Origin of the sequence: Planctomyces sp. SH-PL14, from assembly GCF_001610835.1 — a bacterium.
In the GTDB taxonomy this organism is placed as follows: Bacteria; Planctomycetota; Planctomycetia; order Planctomycetales; family Planctomycetaceae; genus Planctomyces_A.
Genome location: NZ_CP011270.1, coordinates 6,786,419 through 6,801,392, shown reverse-complemented (window position 1 = coordinate 6,801,392; position 14,974 = coordinate 6,786,419). Strand labels below are relative to the sequence as shown.

The window sequence follows — 14,974 nt, the reverse complement described above, 5'->3', positions numbered from 1 at the left end:
CGCCGGAGGCCCTCTCGTCGAGAGATATCTGAAGGAGCGCGTATCCAAACGCGGACACCGTGTCGTATGCCCCCTCACCAACCCGCGGGGATTGCAGGACGAGCGTCGAGTCCTCATCGCCGGTCCCACAAAGGGAACGCCCGTTGCTTGCCACGGTTCCTCACAGGTGTGCCTCCGGCGGCAAGGGGGCGTGGCCCCCTTGACCCCAGGCTGCCCTGGCACGTTGGGTTTGAGCTATCAGCGCCGTGCCGGCAAGGACGCTGCACGACACGCACGGGAATGCGAAGACTCGCGCCGTTTGGCAGAATCTTCTTCATCGCCCCAACGGAAGGGACGAAGGGAGAGACCAATGCCGACTCGCCGCCACTACCTCCAGACTCTGCTGACCGCCTGGGCCGGCGGTGCCCTGCTCTCCGCGGGACGCCGTGCGGAGGCCGCTGAAGATCCGACCGTCGCCCTGAAGGCGATCCTGGAACGCGTGCGGACGAAACACGAGTTGCCGGCCCTCGCCTCAGTCATCGTCCTCCAGGGAAAGCTGTTCGCTGTCGGAGCGACCGGAGTTCGAAAGCTCGGGGATCCGACGCCCGTAACCGACAAGGACCAGTTCCATCTCGGATCCTGCACGAAGTCGCTGACGGCAACGCTGGCCGCGATCTGCGTCGAACAGAAGCGGATCACCTGGGAGACGACGATCGCCGACGTCCTCGCCAAGGCGGTTCCCAAGATTCACGACGACCTGAAGCCGGTCACGCTCAGCCAGCTCTGCTGTCACTGGTCCGGGGTGACCGTCCGCAACAGCCCTGAAGGGACGACGCTGGGCCAGCTCTATGAAAACGGCACGCTCAAGGGTTCGCCGCGCGAGCAGCGGCGGCGGTTCTGCCAGCTCATCCTGACCGAGGCTCCGGAGTCGAAGCCGGGCTCGCAGTTCGCCTACTCCAACCTGAACTACACGATCGCCGGACACATGCTGGAGAGCGTGCTCGGACAGGAATGGGAGCGGCTCCTCAAAGAGCGGATCGCCCAGCCGCTGCAGATGGCGTCGCTCGGCTACGGCGCGATGGGCCGGGCCGGAAAGATCGACCAGCCGTGGCAGCACCGGATCATCGACGACAAGGTGACCCCCATCGAACCGGGGCCGCGGTCGGACAACCCCGCGGTCCTCGGCCCCGGCGGGACCGTCCACTGCACCCCCGCCGACTGGGGCCGCTACCTGATGGCCCACGTCGACGGCGAACAGGGCCTCGCTCCCCTGCTCTCCCGTGAGTCGTGGGAGCGGCTGCACAGCGCGCCTTATGGGGGCGAGAGCGGATTCGGCTGGTTCCGGTCGGAACGCCGCTGGGCCGGCCCGTCGCGACGCGTCTACAACCACGCCGGGACGAACAACATGAACTACGCCGTCGTCTGGCTCGCTCCGGAACGGCGGCTGGCCATTGGCACGCTGACCAACCAAGGGGGCGACAAGGCGAAGCAGGCGGTCGACGACGTGGCCGTCGACGTGATCAACACTCTTCTACCGTCTGCCTGAAGGTCCGCCAAGACTCCTCCCAGTCCTCCCAATCTCCCCTGCCCCTTCCAGTCTTCCGGCTCAAACTGCCGTAGCTGCGTTCGGCGAATGGCGGTAGTCTCCGCCCCGACTCGCCCGAAGCCCTCCATTGTCTGACTCCATGTCCGCAGTCGCCCAGCCTCCGCGGGACACGTTTGTCCACGCCCTCGGGCGGATCGTCATCGATACGGTCCGACTGGTGGGGGACATCGTCCTCTTCGGCCTGCGGATGCTCTCCTGGCTGCTCGTCCGCTGGCCGCGTGGGCACACCTTCTGGTCGGTCCTGTACTTCGTCGGCGTCCAGAGCGTCTCCGTGGTCTGCATCACGGGAGGCTTCATCGGGATGGTCCTGGCGATTCAGGCCTATGACCAGTTCGCCATGATGCACATGGAGAACCAGCTCGGAACCGTCGTGAACATCACGCTCGTCAAAGAGCTCGGCCCCGTGCTGGCGGCGATCATGCTCGCCGGACGGGTCGGCAGCGCCATGGCGGCCGAGTTGGGGACGATGCGGGTCACCGAGCAGATCGACGCCCTCACGGCGCTCGGCGCCAACCCGATCGCCTACCTCGTGGTCCCGCGGTTCGTCGCCTGCGTCCTGCTGATTCCCCTGCTGACCGTCGTGGGGGATTGTATCGGGATCTTCATGGGGTGGCTCTTCAGCACGCAGGTGCTGGGGGTCGACAGCTTCTTCTACTGGTATCACTCGAAGCGGTACGTCGCCCCCTACGACGTCATCACCGGCCTCATCAAGAGCCTCTTCTTCGGCTGCGGGATCTCAGTCATCGCCTGCCACCGGGGTTTTCACTCATCGGCCGGAGCGGAAGGAGTCGGCAAGGCGGCGACGGAGTCGTTCGTCTACTCCTTCGTCACGATCCTCGTCCTGGACTTCGCGCTCGGCGCGCTGTTCATGAACCTGTACTACATCCTCTGGCCGCGGATCAACGCGGCAATGTGAAGGGAGTTTTCAGTCGTCAGTTTTCAGTTGTCAGCCAGAGAGAGACGCAGCCTTCCAATCGCCTGGCTGACAACTGAAGACTGAAAACCGACAACTCCTCCCCGATCATGGACGATCCCCCTCCCCTCCTTGAACTGCAGAACGTCTCCCGCTCGTTCGGGTCGCAGGCGGTGCTGCGCGAGATCAGCCTGGAGGTCCACCGGGGGGAAACGCTCGTCGTGATCGGCGAGAGCGGTTGCGGCAAGAGCGTGACGCTCAAGCTGCTGATGCAGCTCCTCGAGCCGAGCCGGGGGACGGTCCTGTGGGACGGCCGCCCGCTCAAGACCCTCTCTGCCCGCAAGATCAACAAGGAACGGCTCCGCTTCGGCTACCTGTTCCAGGGAGGAGCCCTCTTCGACAGCCTGACGGTCTTCGAAAACGTGGCCTTCGGCCTGCGGCAGAACACGCGAACCCCCGAAGACCAAGTCGAGCAGATTGTCCGCGAGCGGCTCCGCGATGTCGGGCTCAGCCTGGGAATGATTGCCCAGAAGAAGCCGGCCGAGCTCTCGGGCGGGATGCGGAAGCGGGTCGCCCTGGCCCGCGCTCTGGCGATGGATCCCGAAGTGATGCTCTACGACGAGCCGACGACCGGGCTCGATCCGATCATGAGCGACGTCATCAACGAGCTGATCCTGCAGACAAAGCAGACGCGGAACATGACGAGCCTCGTCATCACGCACGACATGCACACCGTCCGGAAGGTCGCCGACCGGGTGGTCATGTTCTATCCCCTGGCCCGCCTTCCGGCCCACGAGCCGCAGATCATTTTCGAAGGGACCGCCGAAGAAGCATTCGACGCCCCCGACCCCCGCGTCTCCCAGTTTATCCGCGGAGAAGCCCGCGACCGGCTGACGGAGCTCGCCGCCGCCTGAGGTCCCACGTCCGATCGCCCTCAGGCTCGCACGATCCCGACTGAAAACTGACGACTGAAAAACTCCCCATGAACGAACAGAAACTCCAGTTCCGCGTCGGGATGTTCGTCCTGATTACGCTGTTCTGCGGCGTGATCCTGATCCTGCAGTTCGGGAACATCCAGAAGTACTGGCAGGAGACCTACGCCCTCGCGATCCAGTTCGAAGAGGCGCCCGGCGTCCGCCCCGGCAGCCCGGTCCAGCTCAACGGCCTGCCGATCGGATCGGTGCGGGACGTCGTCATCAGCGAAGAGGAGCCGGGGGTCATCTGCATCGTCGATATCTACGCCGAACGGAAGCTCCGGAAGGACTCCCGGGCGGCGCTGACCCGTTCGCTCTTCGGCGATGCGACGATCGAGTTCACGCCGGGGACGAGTCGCGAGTTCATTCCGCCGAACAAGAAGCTTCGCGGCCTGGCTCCCGTCGATCCGCTCGCCTCGCTGGCCAAGCTGGAAGTGACGGTCAGCAAGACCCTCAGTTCGTTCAACGACACGAGCGAAGAGTGGCGGTCGGTCGGAAAGAACCTGAACGCCCTGATGGAGACGAAAGAGGGAAAACTCGACGAAGTCATCGAGCGGGCCGCGGCGGGACTTGAATCGTTCGCGAGCACGATGAAGGCCGCCAACGAAACCCTGACCTCCGCCAACTCGCTCCTTGGCGATCCGCAGGTCCAGCAAGACCTCAAGCGGACGATCGCGGCCCTCCCGGCGATCGTGCAGGAGACGCAGCAGACGATCGCCCTGACGCGGGCCTCGGTCCAGAAGGTCAGCGAGAACCTCGACAAAATCAACTCGGCTACCGACCCGCTCGCCAAGCAGAGCGAGGCGATGGTCGCCAAGCTCGACGGCAGCCTCGGCCAGCTCGAGGCCCTGCTGACCGAGCTCAACATGTTCTCCAAGAACCTCAACACGGAGAACGGCACGCTCCAGCAGTTCGCCAAGAACCCCGATCTCTACAACAACCTGAACCGCTCGACCGCGGCCCTCACGACGCTGCTGGGGAACCTCGAGCCGATCATCGCCGACGCCCGGATCTTCAGCGACCGGATCGCCCGGCACCCGGAGATCCTGGGAGTGAGCGGAGCGATGAAAGGGAGCTCCGGCATCAAGGACGCGGACGAAGGGGGCATCCGGCAGACGGGGTACAACTCGTCCGCCAAGGACTGATCCTGTTCTCAGACTCGCCGGGACGTCGTCCATCGCCCGGCCCCCTGCTGATAGGTCGGGACAGCGGCAATCAGTCGGAACGGCGGCACGTCTACAAATAAACAGCGGCGAACATCGTCCGCCGCTGCTCTGGAAAACTGGTTGTGCCGGAAGATCGGAAAACTATCCGACGCTTCCTTCCATCTGGAGCTCGATGAGGCGGTTCATCTCGACCGCGTACTCCATCGGCAGCTCCTTGACGAGCGGCTCGATGAAACCGGTGACGATCATGGCGCTCGCTTCGGCTTCCGTCAGGCCGCGGCTCATGAGATAGAGGAGCTGGTCTTCCGCGATCTTGGAGACCGAAGCCTCGTGCTCGATCGCGACTTCTTCCTCTTCGACCTCGATGTATGGGTAGGTGTCGCTCCGGCTCTGCGGGTCGAGGATCAGGGCGTCGCACACGACGTTGCTCTTGCAGTCGTGGGCCCCCTTCTGAACCTTAACCAGCCCGCGGTAGCTCGAGCGACCGCCGTTCTTGCTGATCGACTTCGAGATGATGCGGCTCGAGGTGTGCGGAGCACAGTGGACCATCTTGGCCCCCGCGTCCTGGTGCTGGCCATCGCCGGCGAAGGCGATCGACAGCGTCTCGCCGCGGGCCCCGGGCTCCATCAGGTAGATGGCCGGATACTTCATGGTCAGCTTCGAGCCGAGGTTGCCGTCGATCCACTCCATGAGTGAATCGCCGTACGCCATCGCCCGCTTGGTAACGAGGTTGTAGACGTTGTTGGACCAGTTCTGGATCGTCGTATAGCGGCAGCGGCCGCCCCGCTTCACGATGATCTCAACGACCGCCGAGTGGAGCGAGTCGCTGCTGTAGGTCGGGGCGGTGCAGCCTTCGACGTAGTGCACCGAGGCCCCTTCGTCGACGATGATCAGCGTCCGCTCGAACTGCCCCATGTTCTGGGTGTTGATGCGGAAGTAGGCCTGCAACGGGAAGTCGATCTTCACACCCTTCGGGACGTAGATGAACGATCCCCCCGACCAGACGGCCGAGTTCAGCGCGGCGAACTTGTTGTCGTTCGGCGGGATGACCTTGCCGAAGTGCTCGCGGAAGATTTCGGGATGCTCCTTGAGCGCCGAGTCGGTGTCGGTGAAGAGCACTCCCTGCTTGGCGAGGTCTTCCTGCAGCGAGCCGTAGATGACTTCCGACTCGTACTGGGCCTTCACCCCGGCGAGGTACTTCTTCTCGGCTTCCGGGATCCCCAGGCGGTCGTAGGTCTTCCGGATGTCGTCCGGAACGTCGTCCCAGGTCTTTCCCTGCCGGTCGGACGCCTTGACGTAGTAGTAGATGTCCTGGAAGTTGAGGCCGGACATATCGCCGCCCCAGAAGGGCATCGGGCGGCGGAAGAACTCTTCCAGCGAGTCGAGCCGGAACTGGCGCATCCAGTCCGGTTCCCCCTTCATCTCGGAGATCTGGCCGACGATCTCCCGGTCCAGCCCCTTGCGGGACATGAAGGTGTACTTGTCGGTCGGATCGTGGAAGCCGTACTGGTACTCGCCGATCTGGACGTCGGCCTTCTCAGGAGCTTCTTCGTTCAGGATTGCTTCAATCATCTCTCTTCAACTCCTCGCGGTGGAAAGCCGCGGTGGTTGGGACTTTTGTTCACTCACGGAATCCTCAGTGCCCGAGGGCACTGGACTCCGGCTTGTTTCAAACAGACTCAAACAACGGGACGATCGGAATCACGCGACAGGCGGTCTACTTGGCGCCGGTCAGCGGCTTCCGCTCCCTGGCGGCATCTTCTTCGGCACTCGCGTCCGGATGGCGGGCGCGGACGGCGGCGTAGCCGTTGGCGTGGATATCGTGGGCCAGCTGGGCATCGCCGGTTTCGACGATCCGGCCAGCCATCATGATGTGCGTGAACTGCGGGCGATTGAACTCGAGGAGCCGCTCGTGGTGGGTGATGATCAGGACACCCATCTGCGGACCCGAGAGCTTGGCCAGACCTTCGCTCACGACGCGGACGGCGTCGCTGTCGAGACCTGAGTCGGTCTCGTCGAGGATAGCAAACTTCGGTTTGAGCATCGCGAGCTGGAGGATCTCCATCCGCTTCTTCTCACCGCCCGAAAACCCTTCGTTCAGGTAACGGCGGGCAAAGTCCTCGCGGATGTCGAGCTCTTCCATCGTCTTGCGGAGCTCCTGCCGGAACTCGCGCATCGGCATCAGCTCTTCCCCTTCCTTGCGGGCGGGGTTGCGGATGTTCGTGATCGCGTGGCGGAGGAAGTCGGCGACCTTCACGCCCGGAATCGTCACCGGGTACTGGAAGGCGAGGAACATCCCCAGGCGGGCTCGTTCACACGGGTCGAGTTCGCCGATGTCCTGGCCACCGAGTTCGATCGTCCCGTCGGTCACTTCGTACTTCGGGTGGCCGGCGAGCGTGTAGGCCAGCGTGCTCTTCCCGGAGCCGTTCGTCCCCATCAGGGCGTGGATCTCTCCCTGACGGATCGTCAGGTTGACTCCCTTGAGGATCGGTACGTCGCCGACCGAAACGTGAAGGTTCGTGATCTTGAGTTCGATGGACATGGAGGCCTGAAAAAATCTCAATCGGACAGCGGACTCGACTCAGCGGACGACGCTCACTCGATCCCGGCAAAAAACTCGCTCACCGGAGCGACAAACTCCGGCAAGGCTCGCGATACCAACTGCGCGTCCTGCTTGAATTCGACCGCGGGAAGGTCGCCGCGGAACACCTCGACGGTCCGCCGCTGACAATCCACGATCCACACCTCCTCGACTCCGCAAGCGAGGTATTCGTCGATCTTCGTCCGCATCTCCGACCAGCGGTTCGACGGCGAAAGGACTTCGACGCTGAGCGTCGGCACCAGGGTCCGGCTTTTGGGCGAAAACCGTCCTCCGGGAATCTGGCTCAGGGCATAAAAGGCGACGTCCGGTCCGCGAACCGTATCCGGATCGCGATCGGTGATAACGCCGCTGTCGTTCGTCGTGACGAGTCCCCGCCCTCCTCGCTTCGCCCAGGACGTCAGGGCAAAAGCGACTTCGTTGCAGACGTTCCCATGCGGAGGCTCCGGTCTCGTCATCTCGACAACTTCCCCCCGGACGAGTTCGACGGGACCGTCAAACTCCATCTGAGAAAACTGCTCGGCGGTGAGAAGCGTCGCGACGGACATCGAACCGGAAAATCTCCTCAGGCGTTGATCAGTTCTGGCTGCTTGACGTAGCCGGTGTGGTGCGGGACGGGGAGGACTTCTGTCGCTCCCTTCGTGATGCGGCGGGCCTTGATCTTGTCCTGGATCCGCATGACCCCTTCGAGAAGGGCTTCGGGACGCGGCGGGCAGCCGGGGACATAGACGTCGACGGGGACCACGAGATCGACCCCCTTCACGACGTGGTAGCCGTACTTGAAGTACGGGCCGCCGCCGACCGTGCAGGCCCCCATGGCGATCACGTACTTCGGATCCGGCATCTGCTCGTACAGGCGGCGGACACGGCTCGCCATTTTGTAGGTTACGGTCCCGGCGACGATCATGAGGTCCGCCTGCCGCGGCGTGGCGCGGAAGGCACCGGCACCGAAGCGGTCGAGGTCGTACCGGCTCGCTCCCGTTGCCATCATCTCGATGGCACAGCACGCCAGCCCGAACGTCATCGGCCAGATGCTGGACTCTTTCGCCCAGTTCATTGCCTGCTCGAGCGTCGTCGTGATGACATTCTCTTCAAACCGGCCGTCAATCCAGGTCATGATTCCGTCTCGTTGCCTGTCAGAGGACTAATCAGAAGACTAGGGGGAGGGAGTGAGAACTCCGTGCCAGACCGAACTTGCATGTCTTTCGCAGCCGCGTCGTCCGAATCCAAGTCCGAATCGACACTTGCGAGGAACTTCAGCGACAGACTCTAACCGTCGCCATTCTTCAAAACCAATCTCCTGAAACGCGGGACTTCGCTTTCCAATTTTCGACAACGTTTTCGAATGTGTTCTTGCCGGTCTCCTCCGGCCTCTCGCCGGAGGACTCACCCCACAGGGGCAAATTCACAACAGGAATGCCCGTCCCGGCAACACTGGGAACGCCGGATCGGGACTCCCACGATCTCGGAGAACACGGTTTCCTCGAGATCGCAGATCGACGAATCTTTCATCGCCAGCTCGTGATACGGGCAGGCGTTCTCCCGCAGTACGGGGAGCAGGCCTTCGGCCGCGCCCGCTTTCAGCTCAACGTCGAAACCGCGCCGGGCGAGTCCCCGCCGCAATTCCTCCATCCGCTCGCCGGTGTTCTCCGAGCGGACGGATTCGCCGTACGCCTTGACGAGCGACTGCCGCAACTTATTGACCATCCGTGACTTGAGATCCGGCTCCTCGATCTGCTGGATCTCGTCCCAAAGCAGCAGAGCCAGTTCCCGGTAATTGTCTCCGAGCCGGTTCAACCCTTCTTGGCTGACTCCGTACAGGTAGTGCGGCCGCCCGCGCTCGCCGCGGACGACGTTCCGGTCGACCAGCCCGGCCGCCTGCAGGCGAACCAGTCTCTGCCGGACGGCTGTGGCCGTAACCTTCATCGCCGAACAGAGTTCCGAGATCGAAACCTGACCCCGCCGATGCAGTTCGGCGAGGAAGTCGCGGTCGGGTTGTTCGAGCGATGCTCGCATGGGATTCCAGGGGAAACTCGGGGGCTTCCCCCATCCTAGGCAGCGCGACAATTTTCACAAGGAAATCTGTCAAAAAGCAGCCGAGATGACTCCCGGTCTCAAAAACGGCATTGCGAACCGCAGCGTCTTGGAAAGACGCTCCCTCTCTTCGGCCGGTTCACCAAGCCGCGAGTCAGATGGTTGAAGAATGGGCAACCTGCGTCACGCCTTCACGAACACGGCCCCGTCCCGCACCGTGACTTCAAAGACCCGGACCGGCGAAGTGGCCGGCATGCAGGTCGGCTTTCCAGTCCGGACATCGAACTTGGCGCCGTGCCGCGGACAGGTGATCTCGCGGCCGTCGAACGGTCCATCGGTCAGCGGCTGGCCGTCGTGCGTGCAGACATCTTCGAGACAGTAGAAGTCGTCCCCGGCCCGGAGCAGCAGGACCGGCGTTTCGTCCACTTCCGCGGAGAGCCGGCCTCCCGGCGGAATGTCGGTGACGGCGGCGACGCGGATCAGTTCGGACACGGCACTCTCGTGGATGGCAGTTGTCGTGGACGGCCGTTGGGCCGCGCCGGCAACCGCCAGAGGCGTCGTGCGTGTCACCGGAGGCTGGTCACAACCTCCGCCCCGCGCGGCTCTTTAGGTTCCCGGACAGGCCAATGATAGTCGGGATCGGGGGTGGGCTGTACCGACTCTGCCTCGGGAGCCGGGGGCGGATTGGACGAGTCGCGGGTTTCGTCCGGCCGGGGAAAGTATCGCTTCAGCCGGAGCATCGGCTTCTCGATCAGGATCCAGCTCAGCCCGGCGACGAGGAGCGAGAGGCCCAGCGTGGCGGCGAACTCGGCGTAGGAGCGAAGACCGGCGGGCAAACCGTCGAGATTCCAACCGAGGACGAACTTGTGGATCGGGCGGTGGAAGACATAGAGCCCGTAGCTCAGCTGCCCCAACAGAACGAGGAACGAGTTCGACAGCCCCCGCGCGAGCCAGGACCGCTCGCCCGAGGTTCTTGCAGTCACGATGAACGACGCGAAGACGACCGCGAAGAACGTATGTCCGATGGTGTGCGTGCCGACGTGATCGTTCGCGAGGACCGGCCAGACCTTGTCGACCGCAAACAGTCCGACGAGCGAGGCGGCGGCGATCGGCGGACTCCAGCGGGTCACGCGGTCGCGCCAGGAGTCGGTCCGGAGCAGCGTTGCCGCGAGGGCACCCATCGCCAGGCCGTCGAGCCGGCAGATCGTCGGGGCGAACGTCGTCACCCAGTGGTAACCATTGAGATAAAGCCCGGTCCGAACCGCGACCGAGGTCCCGATCATCGCCAGGCAGAGAGCCGGCATCGATCGGAGTGAAACCGCCGCGACCACGAACGGCCACACGAGGTAGAACTGCTCCTCGATCGCCAGCGACCAGAAGTGCTTGAGGTAGTCCGGCTCGGGCCAAGACTGCCGGAATGCGAAGAGCCAGTTCTGAAGATAGGTCCAGTACCAGACCTGATCGGCGGAGAGGGCCGCCAGCTTCGATTCGAGCTCCGGGTGGCCGCCGCTCCAGCGGCACCACATCGGGAGGACCACGAACGTGAACGCGAGGGCGATGTAGTACAGCGGAAAGATCCGGACCGACCGCCGCAGGAAGAAGCTCGAGAAGTAGCCGGGCCGCCCTTTCGAATCGAGCAGGATCCCGGTGATCAGAAATCCGGAGAGGACGAAGAACAGATCGACGCCGATCCAACCCGCCGTGCAGATGCGGCGGATCACGTAGTTGATCGGGCCTCCCGCCTCAGGCCGGAGGCAGTCGTAGAGGAAGACCAGCAGGATCGCGAGGCCCCGCACTCCGTCGAGCGCCCGGACGTGGCCGGCTGTGTCGAGGGCCCGGACATGGCCGGAGGTATCGGCTTTCGTTGAACTCACGAGCTGCTCCGTCCCAGCAGGACATCCCGGATCGACTTCACTTTGTCCACGAACATGGCCGCAACGCTCGCGGCGCGGCTCGTCAGGAACAGGCGGCTGCGGACCGTGGTCCGGCCCCCCCAGAGGTGTTCGATGAACGAACCTTCCGACGAGCAGCTGTCGACCCAGCGGATCTCCGGCAGGAGCTCGTCGGCGTGTTCCGCGAGATGCGCCTTGAGCTGGAAGCCCGGGCAGCCCCGCTCGAACGCCGGGTCCCAGCCGAGCTTGAAAGCGAAGGCCCCTGCCCCGCTGACGATGTGGGCCACCGTTCCGACCGTGGCCCCGTCGACGGTGACGGTTGTGAACAGGGTCCGTCCCGAGGCGGCGAAGCGGTCCATCATGGAGACGAAGAAGGCCCGCTGTTCCGCGCAGCACTCCATCGCGGTCCCTTCGTCCGCTTTCCAGCCGAGCGACTCCAGACGGAGGAAGTCCGTGACGGGGCCGGCGACGGTGGTCTGGTCATGCCGCTCGACGTGGAAGGCTGTTGCCCCGCGGCGCTCGAGCTCGTGCCATCCGCGGCGGAGGCTCTTGGCCCGTTTGGGGGAGATCGCGGCCTGCTGGACTTCGGGGCTCCAGTCGGTCTCCAGCTGGGCCCGGACGATGGACCGGCCGTCGACCCAGTCGACCTCGGCCTGTTCGCTGATGAATGTCAGGGCGGCGTCGAGTTCGTCCCCCTCCCGCAGGCGTGGGAATTCCACACCGTGCCAGGCGTGCGAATCGTTGACGAGGTACTTCCAGAGCGACGAGACCGCCAGTTCCGGGATCCGCCGGTCGAGGAGGAGTCCGTCGAGATAGGTGTGTGGTGTCTGCCAGGAGCGGAGGTGCGGAATCGGCAGCCGGCGGGAGCCGGACACCTCTTCGAAGATTCCGAGGCCGACAAGCGCCCCGCGGTCTCCTTCGACCGCCAGGAAGATAGGGCGGGCGAGGTCCGGCAGATGCTCGAGGGCGGGGAGGACGAATTCCGGTTCGAGGAACGGGTTCGGCGTAAGGCTGCGGCGGGCAAGGTCCTTCCAGCGGCGTTCGAAGGCGGTGTCGATCTCTTCGAGGAGCAGCCGGCGGACGAAGGTGCGGTCCGTACGGATAGCCGGGGGGGCGGGGGTGGGGGCGACCGGGTTGTCGAGAGCGGAGAGTTCGAGGTCGGGCATTCGGGACACGCGACGCACAGAGTGAGTGGCTTTTTCGAAACCTAGTCCGCGCTGCAGACGGCCCGTCGGTTGTGGGTGTCAGGCAACGAGGTTGTCACCTTTCGTGGGCGTAGCGGGACCGACCGTATCGATTCTGCCGGTTGTTCGGTGGGGGGGAGACGCTTCAGGTGGAAGGTCGAGAGGGGCTCTCTGTGATCTCTTTGTTTCCTTCCGGAAGAGGTTTTGAAACACAGAGGGACGGAGGACGCGGAGAATGCCCGGAGATGGATTGGCCGCGGGGGCCACCGACGCGGCTCGGCAGGAGCCTCGCCCTCCCGCGGGACGCAAAGATCGGTTCACAAATGCGATCGGCCACTCATAATGAACGGCTGATCCTTCCTGCTTCGAACGTTCCCGAGGTCACGCATGCGTTCCGCCGCCGCCTTCTCCCTGGCTGCCCTGCTCTGCTCTTCCCCGATCCTGGCGGACAACTGGCCGAACTGGCGGGGCCCGCAACACAACGGCGTCGCCGCCGGTGCGTTTCCGATCGAGTGGTCGGGCGAGAAGAACCTGAAGTGGAAGATTGACCTCCCGAGCGGCGGGTCGACTCCGATCGTGTGGGAAGGCCGGATCTACGTCACCTGCGGCAAGGAGGGGAAGAACATCCTGGTGGCTCTCGATCTGAACGGGAAGACTGCGTGGGAAGCGGTGATCGGGGACGAGCGGAAGGGGAAACACCAGAAGGCGACGGGAGCCAATCCCTCCGCCGTGACCGATGGCCAGGTGATCGCGGTCTACTACAAGAGCGGCGACGTGGCGGGCGTGGACCGGTCCGGCAAGGTCCTGTGGGAGAAGAACCTGCAGAAGGAGTACGGAGAAGACACGCTGTGGTGGGACCTGGGAACTTCGCCGGTGATGACGAAGAACCATGTCATCGTCACGGTCATGCAGAGCGAGCCCTCCCCTTCGTACCTCGCGGCCCTCGACAAGAAGACGGGCGAGATCGCCTGGAAGGTCGACCGGAACGTTCCCGCCCCCAAGGAGGCGGCCCAGAGCTACACGACACCCGTTGTCCTCCAGCACGGCGGGAAGGAGATTGTCGTCGTCCTCGGAGCGGACCATGTCACGGCCCATGACGCCGCCAATGGCCAGGAACTGTGGCGGGTCGGCGGGCTGAATCCGGAGCAGAACGGGTTCTTCCGATCGATCTCGTCGCCGGTCATCGACGGAAACATCGTCGTGGCGCCGTATGCCCGCGGCAATTCGCTGACGGCGATCCGGCTGGGGGGAACCGGCGACGTGACGAAGTCTCATGTCCAATGGACGAAGGGGGAGCTGTCCGCGGATGTCCCGACTCCGGTCGCGCACAACGGCAAGGTCTATGTGGCGACCGACAAGGGGAAGGCGGGCTGCCTGAACGTGGAGACCGGCGACGAAGTCTGGACCGCGTCGCTCCCCAAAAACCGCCTGGCCTACAGCGCTTCTCCGGTCCTGGCGAACGGGCATCTCTACCTGACGCGGGAAGACGGGACGACGTTCGTCCTCGACGCCGCCAGCGGAAAACTGCTGGCGACCAATCCTCTCCCCCAGGAAGAGAAGACGGTGGCGACTCCGGTTCTCGTCAACGGAAACGTTCTGCTCCGGACGTTCGAGCACCTCTACTGCTTCGGCGGCGAAGCCGCTCCGGCGGGTTGAGCCCGAAAAGCGATCCGGTCGCCCACGTTGCGAGCCGATCCGTATGAACGGCGGTTCGGCTGCAGCGAAGCGAGGCTTCGACTTTGAGGCCTCCCCCTGCGTGCTCCTCTCGTGGAGCGAGAGGGGGACCGTGACAGCGGGTGCCCGCTTCGGTAGAAAGAACGACCATTCTTCTCCTCTCGGACCGCCTCTGAGACACTGCCGATGAATGAGCTGGATCGGCTGGAATGTGTCCGCGAGTTCCACAACGAGGTCGAAGCGGCCTCGGCGCAGGCGCTTCTGGAACAGAGCGGAATCGCCAGCACACTCCTGGGTGGGCAGATCCGCACGACGCTGAGCTACGTCGGCACCGCGGTCGAGTATGTGAAGCTCATGGTCGCCCAGGAGGACGCCGCGGCCGCGCGGGATCTGCTGGCGCGGGAGGAGCAGGAGGCGTCGGACCGCGCGGTTCGAACGGCCTGGACCTGCCCGCGGTGCGGGTCCGACGTCGACGCCGGATTCGACGTCTGCTGGAACTGCGGAAACTCCGGCGATGTTCCGTCGGAAGGGACGCCAGCAGACACTCCGGATTCAGCAGATCAGACAACAGGCACGAAAGCCCCCTCCGAACTCACGGAAGACGACAAGATCCGCCGCCTGCTTCGCGGGGCGATCCTGAACCTGGCCTGTGCCCCGCTCCTCTTCATCACGGTTCCGCTCGTTCTTTCGATCGACAAGCCCAAGCTGTCGCCGCGCGGACTGCGGCGCTATTGGGTCGCCATCGTCCTGCTGGTCGCCACGACTTTCGTGTGGGGGGCGTTCATCGCGTCGTTCTTCATTCCGACGCACTTCTGACCGTCGCCTGTCAGAACGAACGATCCGCACTCCCGAGACTCCGCCGCAATCGTGCGCGCGCACAACATCCATTCTGTAGCGCCCTTCCGATACGATCCGCCCCCTCTAAACTCGCTGCGTTGGCGCAGAGTGAGTCT

14 protein-coding genes are annotated in these 14,974 nt (G+C 64.2%); 6 read left to right on the top strand and 8 right to left on the bottom strand.

The window, feature by feature from the left end; genetic code table 11:
• Nucleotides 1–349: 349 nt before the first annotated feature.
• The 4 genes from VT03_RS26055 to VT03_RS26040 all read left to right on the top strand — a co-directional run bounded on the left by VT03_RS26055 (nucleotide 350) and on the right by VT03_RS26040 (nucleotide 4,617).
• Entirely contained in the window at nucleotides 350–1,525 is a 1,176-nt protein-coding gene (locus VT03_RS26055) for a serine hydrolase domain-containing protein (protein WP_075095714.1), read from the top strand.
• Nucleotides 1,526–1,664: 139 nt separating this feature from the next.
• Nucleotides 1,665–2,501 carry an MlaE family ABC transporter permease gene (locus tag VT03_RS26050; RefSeq protein WP_075095713.1) on the top strand — a complete coding sequence of 279 codons (837 nt, stop codon included), beginning with the start codon at nucleotides 1,665–1,667 and terminating at the stop codon, nucleotides 2,499–2,501.
• A 107-nt stretch (nucleotides 2,502–2,608) separates the two neighbouring features.
• Nucleotides 2,609–3,412 carry an ABC transporter ATP-binding protein gene (locus tag VT03_RS26045; protein WP_075095712.1) on the top strand — a complete coding sequence of 268 codons (804 nt, stop codon included), beginning with the start codon at nucleotides 2,609–2,611 and terminating at the stop codon, nucleotides 3,410–3,412.
• 68 nt (nucleotides 3,413–3,480) lie between these two features.
• Nucleotides 3,481–4,617: an MlaD family protein gene (locus VT03_RS26040; protein WP_075095711.1), complete on the top strand. Its 1,137-nt coding sequence runs from the start codon at nucleotides 3,481–3,483 to the stop codon at nucleotides 4,615–4,617.
• A 162-nt stretch (nucleotides 4,618–4,779) separates the two neighbouring features.
• On the opposite strand, the gene sufB is transcribed toward VT03_RS26040, so the two are convergent.
• From sufB to VT03_RS26000, 8 genes are all read right to left on the bottom strand, one after another.
• A complete protein-coding gene (sufB, locus tag VT03_RS26035) occupies nucleotides 4,780–6,210 on the bottom strand; it encodes a Fe-S cluster assembly protein SufB (protein WP_075095710.1) in 1,431 nt (476 codons plus the stop codon).
• 145 nt (nucleotides 6,211–6,355) lie between these two features.
• Nucleotides 6,356–7,180 (bottom strand): Fe-S cluster assembly ATPase SufC, encoded by an 825-nt coding sequence (gene sufC, locus VT03_RS26030; protein ID WP_075095709.1) that lies wholly within the window; start codon nucleotides 7,178–7,180, stop codon nucleotides 6,356–6,358.
• Between the two features lie 53 nt (nucleotides 7,181–7,233).
• On the bottom strand, nucleotides 7,234–7,785 hold the full coding sequence (locus tag VT03_RS26025) for a Uma2 family endonuclease (protein ID WP_075095708.1): 552 nt from the start codon (nucleotides 7,783–7,785) through the stop codon (nucleotides 7,234–7,236).
• Between the two features lie 17 nt (nucleotides 7,786–7,802).
• On the bottom strand, nucleotides 7,803–8,354 hold the full coding sequence (locus VT03_RS26020) for an NADH-quinone oxidoreductase subunit B (protein ID WP_075095707.1): 552 nt from the start codon (nucleotides 8,352–8,354) through the stop codon (nucleotides 7,803–7,805).
• 269 nt (nucleotides 8,355–8,623) lie between these two features.
• A complete protein-coding gene (locus VT03_RS26015; RefSeq protein ID WP_075095706.1) occupies nucleotides 8,624–9,253 on the bottom strand; it encodes a helix-turn-helix transcriptional regulator in 630 nt (209 codons plus the stop codon).
• A gap of 201 nt (nucleotides 9,254–9,454) precedes the next feature.
• The gene (locus VT03_RS26010) at nucleotides 9,455–9,763 is read right to left on the bottom strand and encodes a non-heme iron oxygenase ferredoxin subunit (protein WP_075095705.1); all 309 of its coding nucleotides are present in this window, start codon (nucleotides 9,761–9,763) and stop codon (nucleotides 9,455–9,457) included.
• Between the two features lie 74 nt (nucleotides 9,764–9,837).
• Nucleotides 9,838–11,145 carry an acyltransferase family protein gene (locus VT03_RS26005; protein WP_075095704.1) on the bottom strand — a complete coding sequence of 436 codons (1,308 nt, stop codon included), beginning with the start codon at nucleotides 11,143–11,145 and terminating at the stop codon, nucleotides 9,838–9,840.
• Nucleotides 11,142–12,329, bottom strand: a complete 1,188-nt coding sequence (locus tag VT03_RS26000) for a GNAT family N-acetyltransferase (protein ID WP_075095703.1) — start codon at nucleotides 12,327–12,329, stop codon at nucleotides 11,142–11,144. The genes VT03_RS26005 and VT03_RS26000 overlap by 4 nt, the downstream gene beginning before the upstream one ends.
• Before the next feature lie 405 nt (nucleotides 12,330–12,734).
• Here VT03_RS26000 and VT03_RS25995 point away from each other — a divergent pair, with 405 nt between their 5' ends.
• The gene (locus VT03_RS25995; protein WP_075095702.1) at nucleotides 12,735–14,003 is read left to right on the top strand and encodes a PQQ-binding-like beta-propeller repeat protein; all 1,269 of its coding nucleotides are present in this window, start codon (nucleotides 12,735–12,737) and stop codon (nucleotides 14,001–14,003) included.
• 204 nt (nucleotides 14,004–14,207) lie between these two features.
• Nucleotides 14,208–14,837: a putative signal transducing protein gene (locus tag VT03_RS25990; RefSeq protein ID WP_075095701.1), complete on the top strand. Its 630-nt coding sequence runs from the start codon at nucleotides 14,208–14,210 to the stop codon at nucleotides 14,835–14,837.
• Nucleotides 14,838–14,974 lie beyond the last annotated feature (137 nt).

Coding starts and splice junctions, on each gene's coding strand:
- sufC (WP_075095709.1), bottom strand. CDS start 7,180: ATGTCCATCGAACTCAAGATCACGAACCTTCACGTTTCGGTCGGCGAC.
- VT03_RS26045 (WP_075095712.1), top strand. CDS start 2,609: ATGGACGATCCCCCTCCCCTCCTTGAACTGCAGAACGTCTCCCGCTCG.
- sufB (WP_075095710.1), bottom strand. CDS start 6,210: ATGATTGAAGCAATCCTGAACGAAGAAGCTCCTGAGAAGGCCGACGTC.
- VT03_RS25995 (WP_075095702.1), top strand. CDS start 12,735: ATGCGTTCCGCCGCCGCCTTCTCCCTGGCTGCCCTGCTCTGCTCTTCC.
- VT03_RS26055 (WP_075095714.1), top strand. CDS start 350: ATGCCGACTCGCCGCCACTACCTCCAGACTCTGCTGACCGCCTGGGCC.
- VT03_RS26015 (WP_075095706.1), bottom strand. CDS start 9,253: ATGCGAGCATCGCTCGAACAACCCGACCGCGACTTCCTCGCCGAACTG.
- VT03_RS25990 (WP_075095701.1), top strand. CDS start 14,208: ATGAATGAGCTGGATCGGCTGGAATGTGTCCGCGAGTTCCACAACGAG.
- VT03_RS26000 (WP_075095703.1), bottom strand. CDS start 12,329: ATGCCCGACCTCGAACTCTCCGCTCTCGACAACCCGGTCGCCCCCACC.
- VT03_RS26025 (WP_075095708.1), bottom strand. CDS start 7,785: ATGTCCGTCGCGACGCTTCTCACCGCCGAGCAGTTTTCTCAGATGGAG.
- VT03_RS26040 (WP_075095711.1), top strand. CDS start 3,481: ATGAACGAACAGAAACTCCAGTTCCGCGTCGGGATGTTCGTCCTGATT.
- VT03_RS26020 (WP_075095707.1), bottom strand. CDS start 8,354: ATGACCTGGATTGACGGCCGGTTTGAAGAGAATGTCATCACGACGACG.
- VT03_RS26050 (WP_075095713.1), top strand. CDS start 1,665: ATGTCCGCAGTCGCCCAGCCTCCGCGGGACACGTTTGTCCACGCCCTC.